The following is a 23025-nucleotide window of genomic DNA, read 5'->3' as shown; positions in this document are numbered from 1 at the left end:
ATGCGTGTACTGCTGGTGGAAGATGACGCCATGATTGGCGAAAGCGTGAAGGTGGCGCTGCGCCAGGAGGGCTTTACCGTCGATTGGGTGCGCGATGGCGATGCCGGCCTCGACGCCGCGTCTGACCAGCACGGCCCCCGCGCCGACGGCGGCTACGATCTCGTGCTACTCGACCTCGGCCTGCCGCGCCGCTCGGGCCTGGACGTGCTCAAGACGCTGCGCGCCCGCAACGTGCGCACACCGGTGCTGATCCTGACCGCCCGCGACGCCGTGGCGGACCGCGTGGCCGGCCTCAACGCCGGCGCGGACGACTACCTCGTCAAGCCCTTCGACCTCCAGGAACTGGCCGCGCGCATGCACGCGCTGGCGCGCCGGGCCGAGGGCCGTGCCGAACCGCTGCTGCGCTACGGCGACATCGTGCTCAACCCCGCCACGCGCGACGCCACGCAGGCCGGCACGGCGGTGCGGCTGTCCGCGCGCGAGTTCGCGCTGCTCTCCGCGCTGATGGCGCGCCCCGGGCAGGTCTGGTCGGTGGCGCAACTGCAGGAGCGCCTCTACGGCTGGGACGACGAGGTGGGCAGCAACACGGTCGAGGTTTATATCCACGCGCTGCGCCGCAAGTTCGGCGCCGCCCTGATCCGCAATATTCGTGGCGTGGGCTACATGGTGCCGAAGCAAGACGGCGCCGACGAGGAGCATCCGTCCTGATGCGCTCGATCCAACGTACGTTGTTGTGGTGGCTGGCCGCCGGGCTGGCGGCGGGCATCGCCGTGGCCACCGGGCTGATCTACGCGCAGGCCCGGCAGGAGGCCAACGCGCTGTTTGACTACCAGATGAAGCAGGTGGCCGCGGCGTTGCCGAGCCAGTTCCCGAGCCCGATGGCGCCGCCGTTCGACGGCGGCAATGGCAGCGGCGCCAGCGCGGACCTGCTCCATGCGGACGAGGACGTGGTCATCCACATCTGGGACGGCACGGGCCGCAGTCTCTACCTGTCTCACTCCCACCCGGTGCTCCCGCCACGCGCGGAACTCGGCTTCTCCAGCGTGCTGACGGATTCCGGCGAATGGCGCATCTACAGCGTGCAGCTGGGCCCGACCGTGGTCCAGATCGCCCAGCCGATGAGCGCGCGCCGCACGCTGGCCGCGCATATGGCGCTGCGCACGGTCGCCCCGCTGTTGCTGCTGCTGCCGCTGCTGGCGTGGTTGATCTGGATGGCGGTGGGACGGGGTTTGCGCCCGCTGCGCGAGATTGCCACCGAGGTGCGCGCGCGCGACGCCAACACGCTGGCGCCGCTGGCCTTGCGCCAGATGCCGGACGAAATCGCCCCGCTTTCCGACGCGCTGAACCAGTTGCTGGCGCGGCTGGCGCAGGCCATCGACACCCAGCGCGCCTTCGTGGCCGACGCTGCCCACGCGCTGCGCACGCCGCTGGCGGCGCTGCAATTGCAGGCGCAACTGGTGGAGCGCGCCGACAGCGCGCCGGCCCGGCAGGAAGCCGTGTCGCAGCTGCGGCAGGGGCTGGAGCGGCTGACGCACCTCGTCGCGCAGTTGCTGACGCTGGCGCGGCAGGAGCCCGGCGCCGCGCCGCCGCCGCATGAGCCGGTGGACCTGCGCGCGCTGGCTGCGGGGGTGATCGCGGAAATGTCCCAGGCGGCCATCGACCGCGATATCGACCTGGGGCTGGAGGCCGATGATGCCGAAGGTGCCATGGTGCGGGGCGATGCAGACGCGCTGCGCATCCTGCTGACCAATCTCATCGACAACGCCCTGCACTACATTCCGGCCGGCGGGCGGATCGATGTGCGGGTGGCGAGGTTGTCTGATGGCGGCGTGGAACTGCAGGTCAGCGACAACGGCCCGGGCATTCCCGCCGACGAACGCGCGCGCGTGTTCGACCGTTTCTACCGCGTACCGGAGGCGCCCACGGGCGGCAGCGGGCTGGGGCTGGCCATCGTGGCCGAGATCGTCCAGTCGCACGGCGCCCGCGTGGCGCTGGAAGACGCCGCGCCGGGGCTGCGCGTGCGCGTGACTTTCCCCGTCGCGGCCTGAGCCTGTCGGTGCTTAGCCGACCGGCGCGAACAGCGGCTCGCCCGCGAAGTGCCGGCGCGCGTTCTCCAGGAACTGGCTGACCGACGCCAGCACCGCTTCCGGCGACCAGCCGGCCATGTGCGGGGTCAGCACCACGTTCGGGCAATCGAACAATTCCTTGGGCGGCAGCGGCTCGCTCTCATAGACATCGAGCCCGGCGCCGCCCAGCTCGCCGGCGCGCAAGGCATCGGCCAGCGCCGCCGTGTTCACCACGCTGCCCCGCGCGATATTGACGAGGTAGCCGTGCGGCCCCAGCGCGCGCAGCACCGGCGTATCGACCAGATGCCGCGTCTCCGCGCCGCCCGGCGTGGCGATGATCAGATAGTCGGCCCACTCGGCCAGCGCGCCCACATCGGCAAAGTACGAGAACGACACGTCCTCGCGCGCCCGGCGGTTGTGATAGCCGATCTCGAGGTCGAAGCCCTGGCCGCGCTGGGCAATGCGCCGCCCGATGGTGCCGAGGCCGATGATGCCGAGCCGCTTGCCCGAGAAGTTCGGCGGCAGCGGCAGCGTGTTGCGCCAGATGCCGTCGCGCGTGGCGTGGTCCAGCGCCGGCACGCGGCGCACGGTGGCCAGCAGCAGCGCCATGGCGTGGTCGGCCACGCAGCTGTCGTTGGTGCCCGCGCCGTTACCCACGGCAATCCCGCGCGCCCGGCAGGCGGCCAGGTCGATGTTCTCGTAGCCGGCGCCCAGCGCGCACACCACCTCCACAGCCGGCATGGCCGCGATCTCGGCAGCAGTCAGGCCGACCGTGCCATTGGTCAACACGGCGCGGAACGTCTTGCCGTGCGCCGCCACCTCCGCCGCCCGGCCCTCGGCCGTGGGCGCGTAGCGGACGTCGTACTGGGCGGAGACGAGTTCAAGATGAGCGGGTTCGAGCTGGATCAGGACAAGCAGGGCGGGCTTCATGACGTAACGGCGAGGGAAGTGAATGGAGGATGCCGGCGGACCGACGCGACATTCTATGCCCGACGCCGGATCAATGCTTGACCACGCAAGGGTCGGGGCGCGCAGAAATGGGTACGGTTTGGGGGCGGGGGAGGCGGAAGGCGGCGGAAACGCCTGCGCAGAAACGGGTACGCTTTGGCCCCATCCGGGCCGGATCAGGCGACCGCGAGATCGGCGTCGAGTACCTTCTGGGCCAGGGTTTCCGCACGCCGCAGGAACTGCGCGGCCAGCGCGGGATTGGCGATCTGGCTCGCCACGCCCGCATCGACGAATCGCGTCATTTCCGCGTGGAACGCCTTGGCCGTCTCGGGTTGGGACAGGAGCGCCAGCCGCTCGCGCAGACGGTCTTTGTACGACGGCACGGTCCAGCCATAGTCGATCAGCTTCCTGCCGATCAGCGCCATGTCAGGCGTGAGCTGGCGGTCCGTCAGGAACTTGATGTCCCAGACGTCGCGCGCCTTGATGTAGGGGCGGGCGCCCAGTGCCACCATCTTGTCGGCAAGGATTTCGCGCGGCGTCTCCGCCGTGACGATCATCTGGCGGAGGGGTTCCGGCAAGTGCGGATAGTTGGCGCTGACCGCGACCAGATCGGGATCGTGCGCCGGCACATTGGCAACCTCGATATGGATGACCTGACCCTGCGGCACGCTGCGGTCGGCCTGTGGCATCTGCACGCGTGCGCTCCAGCGCGCGACGTGAACGTCCGACGGGGCCGCATCCTTCGCGGGCGTGCGGATCTCCACCTCCAGGCCGTAGGCATTGGCAATTTCCCGTCGGAGCAGGGCCTCGAACGGCGCCATGACAGTAGGATCGAATGCGCGTCCGGCAACGAAGTCCAGGTCCTCGGAATAGCGCGTGCCCTGATAGCAGAGCCGCAACGCGGTGCCGCCCTGGAAGGTCAGCGCGGCGGCCGCGCCGCTCTGCAGCAGGGCGTAGAGGATTTCGTAGTGGAGGATTTCCTTGGCGATCGTGCCCGCCGGCACGCGCCGCTCGGTGGCGTATCGGCCGGCCAGTGCCAGGAGATCAGTACGGGTGCGAAATGGCATGGTCCGAATGGGGAGACTGCGAGGGAATCTGCACGAGATCGACATTGCGCCCGGCGCGGCGCAGGTCCTTCAGCGCGCGTTCGGGCTTGGCGACATACATTTTGCGCCGTGCATCGAAGACGAGATCGTCGCGCAGGGTGTCGATGTGCCGCGCCGTATGGGTGAATTCGAGCGTCCCGTACGGCGTGTGGAACGTCTGGCTGCGGCCTGTCGTCATCAGCGTCAGCCGCGAAGGGAGTTGCGACAGCCATCCCGCCTCGGATAACGCCGATTCGAGGCTCAGGTAGTTAAGGTCCCACGGGCGCAGGAACGCCGGCAGGGCGCTGAGCACGTCGGGCGGCAGGGAGCGTGCCCGCGGATTGATATAGAGCCCACGGGCGATCCGCTCGATCATCCCGGTGCGCTGGTGACGGGACAGCGACTTGTTGAGCGTGTCGCCGGACTCCCCAAAAAGCTGGCTGAGGACGGGAAGCGAAAAGCTCCAGATGCCGGCGCGATCCCAATGCTCCAGGGTGGCCAACAAGGCACTGAGGATCATTATCTCTACGATAAATGGACAGATTTGGTCATTATATGTGCAGATCCTGCGGGTGCCCAGCTTATCTATACAGTAACAGGACATAAATAGGCGGTTTTCGTATAGATACCATGCCTTCACCGCACGGTGGCGTCCGCGCCACTATGCTTGGGAGCATTCACGTCCGGAATCTCATGTCCACCCTCCTCACCACTCCCCGCTGGCGCTGGCTGCCCGCCCCTGATACCTGGCAATACCACGCCCTGCTTGGCGCGGCGGGGATGCTGGTGCTTGGGCCGCTCGGCTGCGTGGCGGCGGCCTATATGAACTTCTCGCTCGGGTTCTTTATTGGCGGGCAGGTGCTGGCCGGCATTCTGGGTTCGGCGGTGACGGCGGGCTATGGCGCGGCGGGGCGGCATGGGGCGAACTACATCCAGACGGCGGCGGCGTCCGTGGCCGGGATGGGCGGGATGGTCGTGGTGATCCAGGCGATGGGCTGGATGGGCATGGATGCGCCGCCGCTCTGGCACCTGATCGGCTACATGCTGTGCATCGGCATGTATGGCGTGGGTGTGGGCATGCTCTACACGCCCTTGCTGGTGGACCGCATGCAGCTGACGTTCCCGTCCGGGCTGGCCGTGGCCAACATCCTGCGCGCGTTGACCGATCCGGTGCTGCTGCGGCGCTCGGTGGCGCGGCTGGGTGGCGGCATCGCGCTTGGGGCGGTGGCCGGGGTGGGGGTCACGCGCGTGGCGTGGCTGGGCGCCATCGACCTGTCCGCGTCCACCTTCGGCGCCGGGATGATCGTCGGCGCGCGCATCGGTATCGCGGCGCTGGTCGGGGGGCTGGCGGGATGGGCGCTGACGCCGTATTTCGTGTCGATTGGCTGGCTGGCGCCGGGCGACCCCTATCGCAAGATCACCTTCCTGATCGCGCTGGGCATGATCATGGGCGCGGCGCTGATCGATGTGTCGATGCTGCTCGTGCGGGCCTGGCGGGAGCGGCAGCCGGCCAACCCGGCGCCGGCCCCCGCCTCCCAACAACGCGGCCTGCCGATGCGCTGGATCTGGCTCTGGGTGGTGGTCTGGGGCGCGGCGGTGGTGGCGGCCGGCGCGGTGTGGTTCGGCCAGCCGGTGGGCTACCAGCTGATGGCCGTGGCGCTGGTGCTGGTGTTCGCGCTGGTCAACGGCATCTCGGTCGGCATGGTGGACTCCAATCCGATCTCGTCGGCCTTCGTGCTCACGGTGATCCTGATGGCCGCCGTGGGGCTGCGCGAGCCCCATATCGGCCTGATCGCCGCGACCGTGCTGCTCGTCTCCACGGCCGAGGCGTGCGACATGCAGCAGGACCGCTCCACCGGCTGGCGGCTCGGCACCAACCGGATGACGCAGTTCGGCTATCAGGTGGCCGGCATCGTCGTGGGCGCGGTGCTGGCGGTGCTGCTGGCGCGGCTGTTCATGCAGGCGTATCCGGTGCTGCGGCTCGACCAGACCCTGCTGCCGGCCGATCAGCAGCCGGCGCGCTGGACCTCCGCGATGACCTACAAGATCGTCGGCGCGCTGCGCAGCATGACCGAGGACCGGCCCTACCAGCGGCTGGCGGTGTGGATCGGGGTGGGTATCGGCCTGGTGACCGAGGTCGCGCGCAAGACGATCCGCGCATCGGCCCGCTACCGGCGCTTCGCGCAGTCCGGCGGCACCGGCAAGACCGTCGATTTCCTGCTCGATGCCGCCGTGCTGCCGTCGCCGTACGCGTCGTCGTTCGGGGGCTTCGTGAACCTGCCGGCCGCTGCGTGGATGGCGGCGGGCGGGGTGCTGGCCAGCGTGGTGAATAGTGTGGCGAACAGCGTGGCGAAAAACCGCTCGGCGCCCGCCGGCGATGCCGCGCTGCCCGAGGACATGAGCACGACCTCGCTGGTGGGCGGCGGGCTGATCGCCGGCGATGCCTTGGCGGCGCTGGCGCTGGGCGTGGCAGGGTTGGTGGCGGTCGTGGGCTGACCGCCTTCCAGCCGGGCGCTCACACCTCCTTCGTCATCCCCTTGAAGTCGATCCACTGGCCGAACTGTTCCTCGGTGACGTGGCCGGAGGCGATGGCGGCCTCGCGCAGGGACAGGTTTTTCTTCACGGCCAGCTTGGCGATTTCGGCGGCTTTGTCGTAGCCGATATGCGGGTTCAGCGCGGTCACGGACATCAGGGAGCGTTCGAGCAGTTCCTGGATGCGCGCGCGGTCGGGCTCCACGCCTTCCACCATGTGTTCGGCGAAGCTCGACGCTGCGTCGGCCAGCAGTACCACAGACTGCAACAGGCTATAGACGATCACCGGCTTGTAGGCGTTGAGTTCGAGCGTGCCGAGGCTGTTGGCCAGCGTCACCGTCGTATGGTTGCCGATGATGCGGCAGCAGACCATGGCGAGGGCTTCGGCCTGGGTCGGGTTGACCTTGCCGGGCATGATCGACGAACCGGGTTCGTTGGCCGGCAGTTGCAGTTCGGCAAACCCGGCGCGCGGGCCTGAGCCGAGCAGCATGAAGTCCCGCGCGATCTTCAGGAACGACGACGCCGTGGTGTTCAGCGCGCCCGACAGATCGACCAGCGCGTCATGGGCGGCCTGGAGCGCGAAGCGGTTCGCCGCGGGCTCGAACGGCAGGCCGGTGTAGCCGGCCAGCGAGCGGGCAAACGCGGCGGCGAATCCCGGGGGCGCGTTCAGGCCGGTGCCGACGGCGGTGCCGCCCTGCGCCACCGGCATCGCGCGCAGCATGGCCTGTTGCAGGCGCGATTGCGCGTCCGCCACCTGCGTCATGTAGCCGGAAAATTCCTGGCCGAGGGTCAGCGGCACCGCGTCCTGCAGGTGCGTGCGGCCCACCTTCACGATGTCGGCAAACGCTTCCACCTTCTTTGCGAAGGTTTGTTGCAGTTTTTCGAGCGAGGGGAGCAGGGTCTGCTGGATAGCGCGCGTGGCGGCGATGTGCATCGCCGTGGGAAAGCTGTCGTTGGACGACTGGCTCGCGTTGACGTGGTCGTTCGGGTGAACCGGCTTCTTGCTGCCGACCTCGCCGCCCAGCAGCTGGATGGCGCGGTTGGAGATCACCTCGTTGAGGTTCATGTTGGTCTGCGTGCCCGAGCCGGTCTGCCAGACCGAGAGCGGGAACTCGGCCGGCCACTTGCCGGCGATGACTTCCTCGGCGGCCTGCTCGATGGCTTCGGCAATCTCGGGCTTCAGCACGCCCAGGTCGCGATTCGCACGGGCCGCGCAGAGCTTGAGCACGGCGAACGCCTCGATCAGCGCCGGGGGCATCTTCTCAGTGCCGATGCGGAAATTCTGGCGGGAGCGCTCGGTCTGGGCGCCCCAGAGATGATCGGCCGGCACGGCCACATCCCCGAGGCTGTCTTTTTCGATGCGGGTGGCTGACGAGGGGTTTGCGGGCTTGGCGGACATGGACGGACTCCTTGAGGAAAGGCTGCAGGATCAGGCAGGACTGCTAGCATAGCCTTCCCGCGTCACATTCGCGCTGAAGCCCCTTTCGCCGTCAGGCGGTTAGATTGCCGTGGAGATTGCTGTCGATGCCGGCGGGTCAGGCGGTCATCTTGAGGCACATTTCCATGCAGGCCTGGCACGCCGCGGCGCATTCCTGGCAGTGCCAATGGTCATGTCGTTCACATTCTTCCTTGCACCATTTACACACTTCGGCGCAGTCTTCACAGACGAGGGGAGCAAATTCGCTATTGCGCAGCATGTAGGAGGCGGCGAGGGTGCAGATGCCGGCGCAGTCCATGTCCAGGGCGATGCAGCGGGTCATCTTCCGGGCGTCTTGCTCCTCGAGGCAGGCGGCCGCGCACTTCAGGCTGGCGGCCGCACAGGCATTGCAGGCGGCGATACAGTCGGCATACCGGTCAAAATTCTCTCGCACTGTGGGTCGAATCATCGGGTGTCCTCCTTGGGGGTGGGTGGTCGACAACCAGCAACCGTTATCCACAATAGCAGGCGCCTCGGCGTCCTGCCGCAATGTGGCGTGGTCTACAATGGCCGCCTCAGGTTCGGCGCCGTCAGCGTTGGATAGTTCCGGTCCATCGATTTGAATGGCCGGAGAAGCGTGAAGAAGTTGCAAATTGGCAGCGATAAGCTGCGAGAAAGGACGGCATCATGGGTGAAGCAAAACGGCGGGGCACGCCCGAGGAACGGGCGCAGCAGGCGCAGGCACGAATCGACGCCCTGCGGCCCGCACAACTGGTCTGCGGCGCGTGCAAGACCTCGTTCACCAATTTCGATGCGATTCCGGCCCCCGGCCTGCGCGGCATCGACGCCGTATTCGGCGGCGAGTGCCCGAGCTGCGGCAACGATGTAGTCGTATTCAAGGGCGAACCCCAGGCGGTGGCCGAGGCCATGCTGGCCTACGAGCGGATGATGGGCGAGAGCGCGCGGCTGGGCTACCAGTCGGCCGATGGCCGGCACGTGCCGTTCGACGAGGCCGCGCCGCAGGCATCGGACGCGTCCGACGACTCGACCAAGCACTGAGCCCCCGGGCGGGTGGCGCTTTCAGCGCCGAAAGTCCGCCGGTGATGCCCCTTCAGGGCGTCAGGCTTCCAGCGCCATCAGCTCCGCCGGGCCAATCTCGTAGCGGCCCCGGCCGAGCGCCTTGGCGCGGTAGAGCAGCGCGTCCGCCATGCGCTTGAGCGTCTCGTCCGTCATCGGGCTGCCGCGATAGAGCGCCACGCCGATGCTGACGTCCACATCGGCCATCACGCCGTCGAAGTAAAAGCGCTGGCCGATGGAGTCCAGGATGGACTCGGCAATGCGCTGGGCCGTGGCGGGCGAGGGGATGTCTTCCAGGATGACCGCGAATTCATCGCCGCCCAGCCGTGCGACGTGGTCCTGGTCGCGCACGCAGCGGCGCACGCGCAGGGCGAACGACTGCAGCAGCATGTCGCCCGTGGCATGGCCGTGCGCGTCGTTCACCGCCTTGAAGCGGTCCATGTCGAGGAACAGCAGCGCTATCAGACTATTCTCATCACGGCTGCGCGCCATGGCCGCGTGGAGCTGGCTCTCGAAGGCGCTCCGGTTCTCGAGCTGCGTCAGGTGATCGGTTTGGGAGATCCGCGCCAGCCGCTGGTGCTCCAGCTTGCGCTGGGTGATGTCCTGCACGTGGATGTGCACCCCCACCACCTGCTTGCCGTCCTCGCTCCATTCGGGGCGGTAGCTCATTTCCATCCAGTGCGGCTGCGGCGTGCGGTATTCGCTCTCGAACGTGATCACGGCGCCCGCCAGCGCCTGTTGCAGGAAGGGGCGCGCCAGCGCGTAGCGCTCCTCGCCCAGCAGCTCCCGCACAGTCTTGCCCCGGATCGCCTCCACCGGCATGCCGAATGCCTGCTCGTAGGCGATGTTGTTGAAGACGTAGCGCTCGTCGTTGTCGACAAAGGCCAGCAGCGAAGGCAGGTTGTCCGTGACCGCGCGCAGCCGGCGCTCGCTGCGCGCCAGTTGCTGGCCGCGCTGGCGCACATCGCGCATCAGGCGGATGAACGCGCGCGTTACGTCGCCGATTTCATCGCGCTGGGGGCGGCGCGGCAGGCGCTCGAAGGCGTCGGCGTCGTCGGCGCTGGCCTGCACCACCTGATGCAGCCGCGACAGCGGCATGAGCAGCCGCCGCACCGCCAGCCAGATCGCCAGCGCCACGCCGCCCAGCACCAGCCCCGCCATCATCAGGAAGCGTCGCTGCATCTGGCGCAAGGGCGCGTAGGCCTCGCGCGCGGGCAGCACGGCGATCAACTCCCAGCCCGTGGTGGACATCAGGTAGCGCGCGATCACGGGCCGTTCCGGCATCAGGAATTCGAACGTCGCAGTCTGGTCCGTCTCGCCGCAGGTGTCGCCCACGGCGCGGGCCGGCTGGCGGGCCTGGCGGGTGTCCGGATGCTGCACGTAGACCGGCTTGGCACCCGCCGACACCAGACAGTAGAACCCGGTGCTACCCAGCCGGCTACGCGCGATCTCGACCAGGAAGTTCGAGCGCGACAGATCGAGCCAGCCGCCCACCAGGCCGAGGAACTGCTTCGACGCCGAGACCACCGGCATCGCCACCAGCACGCCAATCGTGCCATCGACGCGCGCGTGGATCGGCGCGGCCACCACCGGGTTCAGCGTGCGCACCGCCTCGCGGAAGTAGTCGCGGTCGGCCACCTCGATCGGCGGGCCGGAGGATGTCAGCACGCTGCCCGTGGCATCCGTCACCACCACCGAATTGAACGCCGCCGGCACCGGGATGGTCTTGCCGATGACGTCGAGCAGGTCGGCGCGCACGTCCTCCCGAGCCCGGCCGTGTGCGCCCTCCAGCACCGCGCCGATCTGCGGTGCCATATGGGCCAGCATCACGATGCGGTCGTCCATGGCCGTGTCGAGCTGGTCGGCAGAAAGCTTGACGATGGAGTCCTGCTGGTTCTGGAGGGCGTCCTCCAGGTCCCGGTGCGCGTAATAGAGCGAGCCGAGTACGATGCCCGTCCCCAGCACGGCGGCGAGCACCGTGGTGATCAGCGCGATGCGCGCCTTCAGGGAGGGTTGGATGCGGGGCATGCTGACAAACGCGGGCAATACGGAGGGCGAGGGCGCGCGGGAGTGGAAAACAATGCTGCTCACGCACTTCCCGTGCCTGATTCCGGGGGTGCGGCAGCGGGGGGAACCTATCACGCATCACCCGTTTGAGTCAGCCGGGGGAAACGGCGTTGACAACGGCCGCGCATTTCTGCTGGCGGCCCGCGCATGTGTGTGCGGAAGCACTGTGCGCCGTTGGGCCGGCACGGTATAGTGCGGCCGGCGTGTCGAAATTGCCCCCCAAACGAGGGGGAGCCGGCGCCATTTTCCACCGTCTTTTATCCTGCCTTCATGACTTTGTCCGCGTGGTTGCCCGTTCTGCCCTGGCTGCTGGTTGCAGCGGGCGGCGCTTTGGCGGGCTGGGCGGCGCGGGCTTGGTGGAGCCGCCGGGCGTCCGGGCAGGTGACCCAGGCCCAGGCGACGCAGGACCAGACCGAACGCCGCCGCGTGGACGAGTACATCCGCCATCTGGCGCAGCACGATGCGCTGACCGGGCTGCTGAACCGCGCCGCGCTGCACAGCCGCACCGAGGCCGTCCTCGACGATGCGCGCCGCCATGGCGAGCGCGTGGCGCTACTGCTGCTCGACCTCGACCACTTCAAGCACATCAACGAAACCCTCGGGCACCCGGTGGGCGACGACGTATTGCGCACGATTGCCCAGCGCCTGCGCGGCACGGTGCAGCCGCGCGACGTGGTGGCACGCATGGGCGGCGACGAATTCGCCGTGGTGCTGGGCGGCCTGCGCCATGACAGCGAGGCCGAACTGACGGCGGCCAAGATCCTGGCGCGCGTCTCCGAAGGCTTGCAGCTGGCCGGGCACCTGGCCGGGCAGCCGCTGCGGGTGACGCCTTCGCTCGGCATGGCGATCTATCCCGACGATGGCGAGACGCTGACCGACCTCCTGAAATCCGCCGATTCGGCCATGTACGCGGCCAAGCGCGGCGGCCGGGCGCAGCTGCGGCGCTTTGCGAGCGAGATGGCCGAGGCTTCGCTGACCCGCTTCACGATCGAGGCGCTGCTGCGCCGCGCGCTGGCCGAACAGGAATTCCGGCTGCGCTACCAGCCCATCGTCGACCTCGCCACGCTGAACGTGGTGGGCGTGGAGGCGCTGATCGCCTGGGAAACCCCCGAGCGCGGCGTGATGCAGCCATCCGAATTCATCCCGATTGCCGAGCAGTGCGGGATGATCGACGCGCTGGGCGAGTGGACGCTGGCCACCGCATGCCGCGACATCCAGACCCTGCGCAACGAACTGGGCCGCGACATCGACGTGGCGGTGAACATCTCGCCCTTGCAACTGCGCCGGGCGGACTTCCCGGAGACCGTCGCGCGCTGCCTCCAGGCGGCCAGCCTGCCGGCCCCGAGCCTGACCATCGAGGTCACCGAAGGCATTCTCGTGGATGGCGGCGAGACCACGATCGAGTCGTTCCGGCGCGTGCGCCAGTTGGGCGTGAGTGTGTCCATCGACGACTTCGGCACGGGTTATTCGGGCCTGGGCTACCTGACGCGGCTGCCGATCAGCAAGCTCAAGATCGACAAGTCATTTGTCGATGACCTGGCCGTGCCCGGCCACGACCGCGCGGTGGCGGCCGCCATCATCGCGCTCGGCCATCAACTGCACCTGCACGTGGTGGCGGAAGGTGTGGAGTCGACCGCGCAGCTGGATTTCCTGCGTGGCGAGGGCTGCGACGCGGTGCAGGGTTTCCTGTTCTCCCAACCGCTGGGGCTGAACGCGCTGCGCGACCTGCTGCTGGCCGGAGACGGCTTCTCGCGCGTCGCCTGAGGCCCCTCCGGCACCCATCCGGCGCCGCAGAAACGGGTACGCTTCAGGTTCGCTGTGGCCATGAAAAAACCCGGCTGGCGCTCAGGCGCACAGCCGGGTTTGTCTTGTCTGGGGATCAGTCGGGGCTCAGCCGTTGACGATGGACGCCGCCGCGTCCTCGCCGTTGGGCGAATGGAGCCGGCGGTACAGTTCGTCGATGCGCAGCCGGCTGCTCGCCAGTTCCTCGCGTCCCTGTTCGGTCAGTTGGTAGACCCGCCCGATACCGTCGCGCAATACACTTTCCAGATACCCATCCATCTGCAACGCGCGCAGCAAAGGCCGCACTGTGCCGATATCCACCTGGAATCCGTACTCCATCAGCATTTCTGCAAGCATGGCCACGGTGGCGGGCACCTCCATGGCGAATTGCAAGACGTAGACGCGGGCTAACAAGCCGAGGAACTGTCGTTTCATGAGGCAGGCAACGCAAAGGGGGGACTGGCGGTTGACGCGGATTTTACCGCGCGCGCTGCGGCGCTGCCCAAGAGATGCCGAAGTCGCATACGATAGGCGCTTTCCGACGGCAGAAAAAAAAGAAGCCGCCAGGGTTGCCTGGCGGCTTGTCGGGAATGCGTCGGAGGGGTCAATTAACTCTGGCGCAGAACAGAGTTTAGCGGAATCGAATACGCGATGTCACGCCCTGTGCTAGGGCTCCCCACATATGGGGGGTAGGTATGAAAGGCATCCGAAAGCGATTCTGCGGCGATTCCGCAACAATGGTGATCTTTGCCCCACTTTTGGGCAGACTTTGCGACTTTTAGCGCGTGTTCTTTGGCCATTTTCGTGGTCAGGATCAGGTCCGATTCCAGCGCGCAGCCTGCCGTCGGGCGCGGTGTAATGGCAGTACGGTGTCGCGCGTCGTGTTGTTCAATCAACCTACGGCACGGGGCATATCGATCGATTTTTCGTCGTTTTGTATCCAATGCGCAACGGTTTCGCGGCAGGCGCCCGAATCGTTGCTTCTCACGAAGCCCATGAAACCCTCCGACCTGATTCGTCTGCTGTCGCTGTCCGCCATCTGGGGCGCCAGTTTCCTGTTCGTGCGCATCGGCGCGCCGGTGCTGGGGCCGCTGCCGACAGCGTTCTTCCGCGTGCTGATCGGTGCCGTCACGCTGGCGGCCTGCCTGATGCTGATGAAAGTGAAATGGGATATGCAGGGCAAGTGGCGCCCGGTGATCGCGCTGGGCATCATCAACTCGGGTATCCCGTTCGTGATGTATTCGGTGGCTGCGTTGTGGCTGCCGGCGGGCTATTCGGCCATTTTCAACGCGATGACGCCGCTGATGGGCGTGCTGATCGGCAGTCTGTTCTTCGCCGAGAAGCTGACGCGCGCCAAGGGGATGGGGGTGCTGATCGGGCTGGCCGGGGTGGCGGTGCTCACGCGCACTGGCCCGGTGGTGTTCTCGCACGACGTGTTGCTCGGCGCGCTGGCCTGCCTGGTGGCGACCTCGTGCTACGGGCTGGCCGGCTTCCTGACGCGCCGCTGGATCACCGCGCGCGGCGGCCTGGATAACCGGCTCGTGGCGGCGGGCAGCATGGTCGGCGCGACGCTGTTCCTGCTGCCGTTCAGCCTGGCCGCGCTGGCGCGCGAGAACACGCTGCCGGCCGCTGGCCTGGGCGTGTGGGCGGCCATGCTCGGCCTCGGCATGGTCTGCACGGCCATCGCCTACGTGCTGTATTTCCGGCTGGTGGCGGATCTGGGCCCGGTGCGGTCGCTGACGGTGACCTTCCTGATTCCGCCGTTCGGCATCGTCTGGGGCTGGATGTTCCTGGGCGAGACGCTGTCGTGGGCGCATGCCGCCGGAATGCTGCTGATCGGCGCGGCGGTCTGGCTGGTGCTGAAGCCGGCCGCGCCGGCGGTCAAACCCGCTGCGGCAAGCTCCTGACGACTGGCTTATTGGTCTGACTTATTGGTCTGACTTAGTGGCGGTGGTCGCCACGGTCACCATGGTCGCGGTGGTCGTCATGGCCGCGATGGTCATCGTGACGGTCGCGGCCATACCCATAGCCATGGCCGTTGTCGTGACGATGCCACGCCTGGTACTGGCGGCGGTCATACCAGCGGCCGCCATCCCAGTAGCGATCGCCATGCCAGCCGATCACGACCGGCGCCACCACCACCGGCGCCGGACGATAGACCACCGGCGGCGGCGGCATGTAGACCGGGGCCGGACGGGGCTCGACATAGACGGGAGCGGGTGCCACGTAGACCGGGGCCGGCGCGCCGAGGTTGACGTCGATATCGACGCGCGCCATGGCGGCAGTGGAAGCTGCCAGCGCGGCGGCGCCAGCGACGAAAACCAGCAGGGAAAGGGGACGCTTGTTCATAGTATTCACCAGGGGGTGAGAGGTTATGACTCCACTCTACCCATCTGGCGTATTACTATTCACGCACATTTGTAACAGAATCGGCCAATTCTGTAAGAGATCCGGCCGGCACTTCTGCCCGGCCGATTACTCGCTTCCCGGCACCACCTGGCAGGCCGGGCACAGGCCATAGAGCACCAGCATGTGCTCGCGCAACTCGAAATCATTCTCGGCCGCCACCTTGCGCTGGCGTTGCTCGATCCCCTCGTCACGGAATTCCTCCACCACCCCGCAGCTCACGCAGATCAGGTGGTCATGGTGGCCGCCTTCGTTCAGTTCGAACACGGCGTGGTCGGCTTCGAACGTGTGCCGCAGGAGGATATTGGCCTGCACCAGCTGGTTCAGCACGCGATAGACCGTGGACAGGCCCGCATCCACTTCCTGCGCCAGCAGGATCCGGTAGACATCTTCCGCGCTCAGGTGGCGGCGGTCGCTGCGCCGGAACGCCTCCAGCACATGCATGCGGGGCGACGTGGCTTTGAGGCCGGCGCGTTGGAGAGGGGTAGGGCTGGACTTCACGGATGACAGGGACATGCGGCGGCTCGCACCGGGCGGGGTGCGCTCAGTTAGTTGACTCCACGAGGATTCCGAAGGCGGTGGGCGCGGGTATCGAGGTATCGATGGCCCACCGGCCGAGGCGTGCTGGAAATCAGGCGAGAAGCACCCGGGCCGGACGACGCAGACTGGCAGCCCGTCCCGGGCGGCGCGCCGTGCCTGACGGCGCGCGGAATAAAAAGGTGGCCTGGCTTGTCGCAGGATGACGCGATCGGGAAAACGGGGTCTGGATGTTTTCCCGATCTTCCTGCGACTGGCTACTACCAAACGCTCCGTGTGTCGGAGCGGTCCCCACAAAAGTCGGTAACAGGCGCCGCATTGCTGCCACGCCCTGAAAACTGTTTTGTCTGCGCCGGCGGTGCCGTTCGTCAGACAGTGAAAGCAGTGTAAATGGGAATCGATCTCATTTCAAGAGGAATTTTCAGGAATTTTTGATGGGCGAGTCCGTTGTGAAAAATGGACAAAGCGGCCGCTGCACGGGCGACAGTACCCAATAGGGGGGGGTGCCGTAGGCGCCACTTTCGCTTATGGTCTGCCCGGTCTGAAAAAAGAACAGCCCCCTAAATAAAAGCGGGGTTGCGGGAGAAATCGGGTGCAAAACAACAAAAAACGAGGCGGTTGCCAGCACGGCGCCGCAGGGGTGGCGCGCGCAGGGTCCACGGGCATGGCGAGGGTCTTCCGGCGATGGCTGGGAACGATCCTGGCGCTGTGGCTGATGGCTGTCGCGCAACTGGCATGGGCGGTGCCGCCCACGGTGACGTCGATCAGCCCTTCCAGCGGATCCGCCGCCGGCGGCACGATTGTGACGATCATCGGGACCGATTTCACAGGCATACCCGACGTCAGGTTCGGCGCGACCTCGGCCAGCTTCGTCGTGGGCAGTTCGACGAATATCACCGCCACAGCGCCCCCCGGGGCCGCCGGCACGGTCGATGTGACCGTGACCACGGCAGACGGCACCAGCGCCATCAGCGCCGCAGACAGGTTCACCTATGTCACGCTGCCCACGGCGGGGGCGGTATCCGCCACGGTGGCCTACGGGAGCACCAACAACCCGATCACGCTAAATCTGACCGGCGGCGCGGCCACCAGCGTCGCGGTGGCGACGGGGGCCTCCCATGGCACCGCTACGCCGTCGGGCACGACGATCACCTATACGCCCACTGCCGGCTATGCCGGCCCGGACAGCTTCACCTACACGGCGACGAACGGGGCGGGTACCTCGGCGCCGGCCACGGTCACGGTCACGGTTTCGGCGCCGACGATCAGCTATGCGCTGCCCTCGCCAACCGCCGCCACCGCAGGCGTGCCGCACAGCCAGTCGCTGGCCATGGCGTCCGGCGGCGCCGCGCCGTACACCTATACGCTCGCCTCAGGCGCACTGCCGTCTGGGATCAGCCTCGCCTCCAACGGTACGCTGGCCGGCACGGCCACGAGCGCCGGCACCTACGTCTTCACGGTCAAAGCGACCGACAGCAGCACAGGTGTCGGCCCGTTCTCCAAGACGAGCAGTCCGCTGACGTTGTCGGTCCTTCCGCCAACCCTCTCGATGAGTCCGAGCACCTTGCCGACTCCCGTGGTCGCCATCGCCTACAGCCAGACCATGTCGACAAGCGGCGGGACCGCGCCGTACAGCTATGCCGTGACGAGCGGTACGCTCCCGTCCGGGCTGGCGCTAAGCCCGAGTGGGGTGTTAGCGGGCACGCCAACCGGGGGCGGCGCTGTCGCTTTCAGCATCACCGCGACCGACACCGCAGGCTTCTCGACTACGCAGAGCTACGTGATGACCGTCGGCGTGCCGATGGTGACCATGAGTCCGACGGCCGTGCCAAACGGCACCGTGGGTGCGCCCTACAACCAGGTCCTGACGGCAGGTGGGGGCACGGCGCCGTATACCTATGCCGTGACCAGCGGGGCGCTGCCGGCCGGCGTAACGCTGTCCCCGGCGGGCTTGCTGTCGGGGACGCCGACAGCGAGTGGCGCCTTCAACGTCACCGTAACCGCCACGGACAGCAGCACCGGCGGCGGCCCATACACGGGCAGCCGGCCCTACACGCTGATCGTGGGAACGCCCACGCTGACGCTGTCGCCCGCCACGCTACCCACGCCGACCTTCGGCACCGCCTACAGCCAGACGCTGACCGGCGCTGGCGGTGTGGCACCCTACACCTTCAGCATCTCGGCCGGCACGCTGCCGCCCGGATTGTCGTTGAACGCGAGCACTGGTGTGCTGAGCGGTACCCCGACCACGCCGGGCGCCTCCACCTTTACCGTGAAGATCATGGACAGCAGCACGGGGGTGGGCGCGCCATTCACCACCACCCGCAGCTTCACGCTGGCCACGGCGCAGACGATTCCCACAGCGCCGCCGGTGGCGGTGACCACGGCCTCCAACGGACCAGTGACGATCCATGCCGCCGCCAACGCCACGGGCGCGCCGTTCTCGGGCGTGACGATCACCACGCCGCCGGCCAGTGGCAGCGTGGTCGTCAATGGGCTGGACATCGTCTACACCCCCACGCCGACCACCTCGGGCGCGGTGACGTTCGCCTACGCGCTGAACAATAGCGCCGGGGCCTCGGCGCCGGTGACGGTCACCGTCAACGTGAACGCGGTGCCGATCGCGGTGGCCCAGCGGCAGCTCTCGACCCTCGCCAACCGGCCGGTCAGCGTGGACGTGACCGAGGGCGCCACGGGTGGCCCGTTCACGGGCGTGACCATCGTCTCGGTGACGCCGGCCAACGCCGGCAGTGCCACCGTGGCCGCCAGCGCGGCCAAGAGCCCCGCCAGCGCGGACAAGCAGGTGGCTGCCGCCGCCGGCTACACGGTGACGTTCACGCCGGCTGCCGCGTTCTCGGGCGCCGCCGTGGTGACCTACACGCTGAGCAATGCCATCGCCACCTCGTCGCCAGCCGTGCTCGAGCTGAGCGTGGCCGCGCGCCGCGATCCGTCGACCGACCCGGACGTCTCGGGCCTGATCAACGCCCAGATCCAGGCCGCGCGCCGCTTTGCGACGGCGCAGCTCAGCAATTACAACCAGCGTCTGGAGCAGTTGCACGGCAAGGGTCGGGCGCCGTCTGGCAACCAGATCACGGTGCAGATGCCGCGCACCGAGGGCGATACGCGGCGCTGCGAGTCCGAGCAGAACCTGACCGCGCGCGATGCCTGCCTGCGCGGCGTGCTGCCCGCGAGCCGGCTGGCCGACACGGGCCGGCGCGGTGGGATGGATAGGGGAGCGGGATCGCGCGAGGCCGCGGTGGCCGCCGAAGCCGGCGCCGGCGATGGGACCGGCGATGGGACCGGCGATGGGACCGGCGAGGGCACCGCACCAGACCTGCCGAATGCCGGCGCCGCGTCGACGCCGGACAATGACGATATCCGCCTGGCCTTCTGGACCGCCGGCACGGTGGACTTCGGCTTCGCCAACACCACGGCGCAACGGTCTGGCTTCCGCTTCACCACGGGCGGCGTGACCGCCGGCGCGGACTACCGGTTCTCGGACGAATTCACGCTCGGCCTCGGCTTTGGCTACGGGCGCGATTCGACGGACGTCGGGGCCTCCGGCACGCAAAGCAAGGCCGACGCCTTCAGCGTGGCGCTCTACGGCAGCTATCGCCCGAAGCCCTCGCTGTTTATCGACGGGGTGGCCGGCTACGGCTCGCTGAATTTCGATTCGCGCCGCTGGGTGGGCGACGAAAGCGCCTTCGCCTATGGCAGCCGCGACGGGCATCAGGTCTTCGCCTCGGTCTCCACCGGCTACGAGTACCGCGACTCGGCGTGGCTGGTGTCGCCCTACGGCCGCCTGTCGGTCTCGGAAAGCACGCTCGACCGGTATTCGGAAACGGGCGCCGGCTTCAGTTCGCTGACCTACTTCGGGCAGACCGTGACCGCGGTGTCCGGCACGCTGGGCCTGCGCACCGAGTACGCGCAGCCCACGCGCTGGGGCCTGTTCCTGCCGTTCGCGCGGGTCGAATTCCAGCATGACTTCAACGGCCAGAGCGGGGCCGGGCTGGCCTATGCCGACCTGGCCGGCGCCGGGCCGGCCTACACCGTGAACGGCTCGCCGTACGGTCGCGACCGCGTGCAGGTGGGTCTGGGCGCCAAGCTGCGCACCCGCTCGATGCGCTTCGGGCTGGACTACAACGTGATGTTCGGCATGGGCGGATTGCAGCAGGGCGTGCGGCTGACCTTGGCGGCGCCGTTCTGATTTACGCCGCCTTCACGAAATCGATAAAAGCGCGCAGCGGCGCGGGCACGTGGCGATGGCCGGGGTAGTAGAGGAACGGTCCGGAGAACGTCTGCCACCACGGCTCCAGGATGGGCTCCAGCGCGCCGCTGTCGAGGTAGCGGCGCAGGCCGCCCTCGAAGAAATGGACCACGCCGCCGCCCGCCAGGGCGATCTCGAAGGCGAGGTGGAAGGCGGCGGCCGGCTTCACGACCAGCGGGCCGGGCGGGTCCAGCGTCACGACCTCGCCATCGCGCTCGAAGATCCACGGCGGCATCGCGCCGCCCGCGAACTGGCCGCGCAGGCAGGCATGGCCGAGGAGTTCGCGCGGATGGCTGGGCCGGCCGTGCCGATCCAGATAGGACGGCGCCGCAGCCGTCGCAAAGCGCTGCACGCGCGCGCCAATCGGCACGGCGATCATGTCCTGCTCCAGCCGCTCGTCATAGCGGATGCCGGCGTCGCAGCCAATCGTCAGCAGATCGACAAAGCTGTCCTCGACGATCACCTCGACGCGGATATCGGGATAAGTCTCAAGAAAACGGGGCAGCAGCGCGGTCAGCTCCAGCGTGGCCACGCTCGACGGCACGTTGAGCCGAAGCGTGCCGGTGGGTTTGTCGCGGAACAGGTTCAGCACGTCGAGCGAGGCTTCCATCTCGCTGAACAGCGGCGTCAGCTTCTCCAGCAGGCGCAGCCCGGCTTCGGTCGCCGCCACGCTGCGCGTGGTGCGGTTCAGCAGCCGCAGGCCGAGCCGCGCTTCCAGCCGGCGCACGGCAATGCTCAGGCTCGATGCGGATACCCCGCCGATCCGTGCAGCATCCCGGAACCCGCCCGCGCGGGCGACTGAAACAAAGGCGGCAAGGTCGTTGAATTCCATCGCAGCAATGGCACGGACTGTGCAGATTATTGAACAACCTGTGCAATCTAGATGGGATTATCGAACAGCGCAATCGCTCTCATACTCGCTTCACCCACTTCCAAGGAGCGCGTCATGTCGGCATCCCAACCCCTGAACACCTTTTCGCTGGCCGGTCGGACCATTCGCCGCCTCGGCTACGGCGCGATGCAACTGGCCGGCCCCGGCGTATTCGGCCCGCCGAAGGACCGCGACGCCGCCATCGCCGTCCTGCGCGAGGCCGTGGCGCTGGGCGTGAACCATATCGACACCAGCGACTACTACGGCCCGCATATCACCAACCAGCTGATTCGCGAGGCGCTGCACCCGTATCCGGACGATCTGCTGATCGTGACCAAGCTGGGCGCGGTGCGCGGCGCGGATGCCGCCTGGATTCCGGCGCTGGAGCCGGAAGACCTCGCGCGCGGCGTGCACGACAACCTGCGCAACCTGGGGCTGGAGGCGCTGGATATCGTCAATCTGCGGGCGATGGGCGATATCCACGCGCCGTCCGAAGGATCGCTGGAGCGGCAGGTGGTGGCGCTGGCCGAACTCCAGCAAAAGGGCCTGATTCGCCACATCGGTCTGAGCAATGTCACTGCCACGCAGGTGGCGGAGGCGCAGCGCATCACGAAGATCGTCTGCGTGCAGAACCAGTACAACCTCGTGCACCGCCACGACGAGGCGCTGATCGACGATCTGGCGCGGCAGGGCATCGCTTACACGCCGTTCTTCCCGCTGGGTGGGTTTTCGCCGATCCAGTCCACGGCGCTGGCGGATATCGCGCGCTCGCTGGGCGCTACGCCGATGCAGGTGGCGCTGGCCTGGCTGCTGCACCGGTCGCCCAATATCCTGCTGATCCCGGGCACCTCGTCGGTCGGCCATCTGCGCGAAAACCTGCAGGCAGCCACGCTGGCGCTGGCGCCGGACGTGCTCGCGGCGCTCGACCGCATCGGCGCGCCGGACCCCGCCTCACGTTGAGGACTTGCCCTCCACCTCCACCATTGCTGCCGGCTTGCGCCATGGCCAGCCCAGCGTCATGCCGGCGGCGGCCAGCAGGATCAGCGTCGCCCCGACCAACTGGGTCGGGTGCAACTGGTGGCCGAACGCCACCCGGTCCACCAGGATGGCGACGATCGGATAGATGAAGGACAGCGCGCCGGTCAGGTGCGTAGGCAATTTCTGAATCGCGCCGTAGAGCAGGATGTACATCAGGCCGGTATGGACCACGCCCATGGTGGTCAGCGTGGCCCACGGCACGAGGCCGGACGGCAAATCCGACGACACCGCCATCGGCAGCAGCATCACGGTGCCGACGATCACATGGATCAGGGCGATCAGATGCGGCGGCGTGCCCTTGAGCTGTTTCGCAAACATCGCGGCCAGCGCGTAGCAGAACGCCGCGCCCAGCGCCAGCAGGATGCCGACCAGGTAGTCGCCGTGCGGCGCGCCGGCGCCGGGCTTGGCCTGCACGATCAGCAGCATGCCGCCGAAGGACAGCAGCAGCCAGCCGAGCTTGGCCAGTGTCAGCCGCTCGCGCAGGAACACCGCGCCGAGCGCCACCAGCATGAACGGCTGGGTGTTGTAGACCGCCGTGGCAATCGAGATGGACGCCCCCGCGTAGGCCGAAAACAGCAGCAGCCAGTTGGCGACGATGGCCACGCCGCCCGCCACCGCGAGCAGCAACTGGCGGCGGTTCAGCGTGCCCGGCTTGAGGTAGCCCTTGGCGGCGCAGACCGCCAGCAGCACGGTCGCGCCGAACGCGCAGCGCCAGAACACCACCTGCGTCACCGGGCGGCCCGACACCACCACCAGCCAGCCGATGGTGCCGGAGATGACCATCGCCGCCACCATTTCCATCATCCCGCGTTTGCGCTCGTCCACTGCGAATCCTCCTATCGAGGCTAGGCAGTTTACGAGGTCGTCCGCCCGCTGCCCATGCCGGAATGTAGGCAAGTCGCCTATATTCCTTACTTAATTAGGCAAAAGGG

At 67.8% G+C, this 23025-nt stretch carries 19 protein-coding genes; 8 read left to right on the top strand and 11 right to left on the bottom strand.

Translation table 11 applies throughout. From position 1 onward, the window contains the following. Together BM115_RS12535 and BM115_RS12530 are read left to right on the top strand one after the other, a co-directional pair. Complete coding sequence (locus tag BM115_RS12535) at positions 1–708, top strand: response regulator (protein WP_092294166.1); 708 nt, start codon at positions 1–3, stop codon at positions 706–708. Beyond that, positions 708–2048, top strand: a complete 1341-nt coding sequence (locus BM115_RS12530) for a sensor histidine kinase (protein ID WP_092294164.1) — start codon at positions 708–710, stop codon at positions 2046–2048. Before BM115_RS12535 ends, BM115_RS12530 begins: the two co-directional genes overlap by 1 nt. 12 nt (positions 2049–2060) lie before the next feature. On the opposite strand, the gene BM115_RS12525 is transcribed toward BM115_RS12530, so the two are convergent. The 3 genes from BM115_RS12525 to abiEi form a co-directional block, all read right to left on the bottom strand. Beyond that, positions 2061–2996, bottom strand: coding sequence for a 2-hydroxyacid dehydrogenase (locus BM115_RS12525; RefSeq protein WP_092294162.1), 936 nt, complete (start codon positions 2994–2996; stop codon positions 2061–2063). A gap of 194 nt (positions 2997–3190) precedes the next feature. Beyond that, positions 3191–4081, bottom strand: coding sequence for a nucleotidyl transferase AbiEii/AbiGii toxin family protein (locus BM115_RS12520; RefSeq protein ID WP_092294160.1), 891 nt, complete (start codon positions 4079–4081; stop codon positions 3191–3193). Then, positions 4059–4619: a type IV toxin-antitoxin system AbiEi family antitoxin gene (gene abiEi / locus BM115_RS12515; RefSeq protein WP_092294158.1), complete on the bottom strand. Its 561-nt coding sequence runs from the start codon at positions 4617–4619 to the stop codon at positions 4059–4061. Before abiEi ends, BM115_RS12520 begins: the two co-directional genes overlap by 23 nt. Before the next feature lie 173 nt (positions 4620–4792). Between abiEi and BM115_RS12510 the strand changes: the two genes are divergently transcribed. Continuing rightward, positions 4793–6595, top strand: a complete 1803-nt coding sequence (locus BM115_RS12510) for an OPT/YSL family transporter (protein WP_092294156.1) — start codon at positions 4793–4795, stop codon at positions 6593–6595. 19 nt (positions 6596–6614) lie between these two features. On the opposite strand, the gene fumC is transcribed toward BM115_RS12510, so the two are convergent. Together fumC and BM115_RS12500 are read right to left on the bottom strand one after the other, a co-directional pair. Next, positions 6615–8030: a class II fumarate hydratase gene (fumC, locus tag BM115_RS12505; protein ID WP_092294154.1), complete on the bottom strand. Its 1416-nt coding sequence runs from the start codon at positions 8028–8030 to the stop codon at positions 6615–6617. Between the two features lie 136 nt (positions 8031–8166). Then, the gene (locus BM115_RS12500; protein ID WP_092294152.1) at positions 8167–8517 is read right to left on the bottom strand and encodes a four-helix bundle copper-binding protein; all 351 of its coding nucleotides are present in this window, start codon (positions 8515–8517) and stop codon (positions 8167–8169) included. 218 nt (positions 8518–8735) lie between these two features. Between BM115_RS12500 and BM115_RS12495 the strand changes: the two genes are divergently transcribed. Next, complete coding sequence (locus BM115_RS12495) at positions 8736–9107, top strand: hypothetical protein (protein ID WP_092294150.1); 372 nt, start codon at positions 8736–8738, stop codon at positions 9105–9107. Between the two features lie 60 nt (positions 9108–9167). Here BM115_RS12495 and BM115_RS12490 read toward each other — a convergent pair whose 3' ends face one another. Further along, positions 9168–11153 carry a sensor domain-containing diguanylate cyclase gene (locus tag BM115_RS12490; RefSeq protein WP_092294148.1) on the bottom strand — a complete coding sequence of 662 codons (1986 nt, stop codon included), beginning with the start codon at positions 11151–11153 and terminating at the stop codon, positions 9168–9170. Positions 11154–11462: 309 nt separating this feature from the next. Here BM115_RS12490 and BM115_RS12485 point away from each other — a divergent pair, with 309 nt between their 5' ends. After that, positions 11463–12956 carry a putative bifunctional diguanylate cyclase/phosphodiesterase gene (locus BM115_RS12485; RefSeq protein WP_092294146.1) on the top strand — a complete coding sequence of 498 codons (1494 nt, stop codon included), beginning with the start codon at positions 11463–11465 and terminating at the stop codon, positions 12954–12956. 126 nt (positions 12957–13082) lie between these two features. On the opposite strand, the gene BM115_RS12480 is transcribed toward BM115_RS12485, so the two are convergent. Beyond that, the gene (locus BM115_RS12480; RefSeq protein ID WP_092294144.1) at positions 13083–13409 is read right to left on the bottom strand and encodes a PadR family transcriptional regulator; all 327 of its coding nucleotides are present in this window, start codon (positions 13407–13409) and stop codon (positions 13083–13085) included. Positions 13410–13969: 560 nt separating this feature from the next. On the opposite strand from BM115_RS12480, the gene BM115_RS12475 reads away from it, so the two are divergent. Next, complete coding sequence (locus BM115_RS12475; protein WP_092294143.1) at positions 13970–14881, top strand: DMT family transporter; 912 nt, start codon at positions 13970–13972, stop codon at positions 14879–14881. Between the two features lie 34 nt (positions 14882–14915). On the opposite strand, the gene BM115_RS12470 is transcribed toward BM115_RS12475, so the two are convergent. Both BM115_RS12470 and fur read right to left on the bottom strand, forming a co-directional pair. After that, a complete protein-coding gene (locus BM115_RS12470) occupies positions 14916–15323 on the bottom strand; it encodes a PXPV repeat protein (RefSeq protein WP_092294141.1) in 408 nt (135 codons plus the stop codon). Between the two features lie 126 nt (positions 15324–15449). Continuing rightward, positions 15450–15896 carry a ferric iron uptake transcriptional regulator gene (gene fur, locus BM115_RS12465; RefSeq protein ID WP_092294139.1) on the bottom strand — a complete coding sequence of 149 codons (447 nt, stop codon included), beginning with the start codon at positions 15894–15896 and terminating at the stop codon, positions 15450–15452. 685 nt (positions 15897–16581) lie between these two features. Here fur and BM115_RS12460 point away from each other — a divergent pair. After that, positions 16582–20124, top strand: coding sequence for an autotransporter domain-containing protein (locus tag BM115_RS12460; protein WP_092294137.1), 3543 nt, complete (start codon positions 16582–16584; stop codon positions 20122–20124). A 1-nt stretch (position 20125) separates the two neighbouring features. Here the strand turns inward: BM115_RS12460 and BM115_RS12455 are convergent, their stop codons facing one another. Continuing rightward, the gene (locus BM115_RS12455) at positions 20126–21016 is read right to left on the bottom strand and encodes a LysR family transcriptional regulator (RefSeq protein WP_092294135.1); all 891 of its coding nucleotides are present in this window, start codon (positions 21014–21016) and stop codon (positions 20126–20128) included. A gap of 114 nt (positions 21017–21130) precedes the next feature. Here BM115_RS12455 and BM115_RS12450 point away from each other — a divergent pair, with 114 nt between their 5' ends. Beyond that, positions 21131–22015 (top strand): aldo/keto reductase family oxidoreductase, encoded by an 885-nt coding sequence (locus BM115_RS12450; RefSeq protein ID WP_092294133.1) that lies wholly within the window; start codon positions 21131–21133, stop codon positions 22013–22015. On the opposite strand, the gene BM115_RS12445 is transcribed toward BM115_RS12450, so the two are convergent. Then, positions 22007–22918 (bottom strand): DMT family transporter, encoded by a 912-nt coding sequence (locus BM115_RS12445; protein ID WP_255370792.1) that lies wholly within the window; start codon positions 22916–22918, stop codon positions 22007–22009. The genes BM115_RS12450 and BM115_RS12445 overlap by 9 nt on opposite strands. Positions 22919–23025 lie beyond the last annotated feature (107 nt).

The sequence above is a fragment of the Cupriavidus sp. OV096 genome (assembly GCF_900115455.1).
Taxonomy (GTDB): Bacteria; Pseudomonadota; Gammaproteobacteria; order Burkholderiales; family Burkholderiaceae; genus Cupriavidus.
The sequence above is the reverse complement of the archived record's forward strand: the minus strand, read 5'-3'. Positions and strand labels throughout refer to the sequence as shown.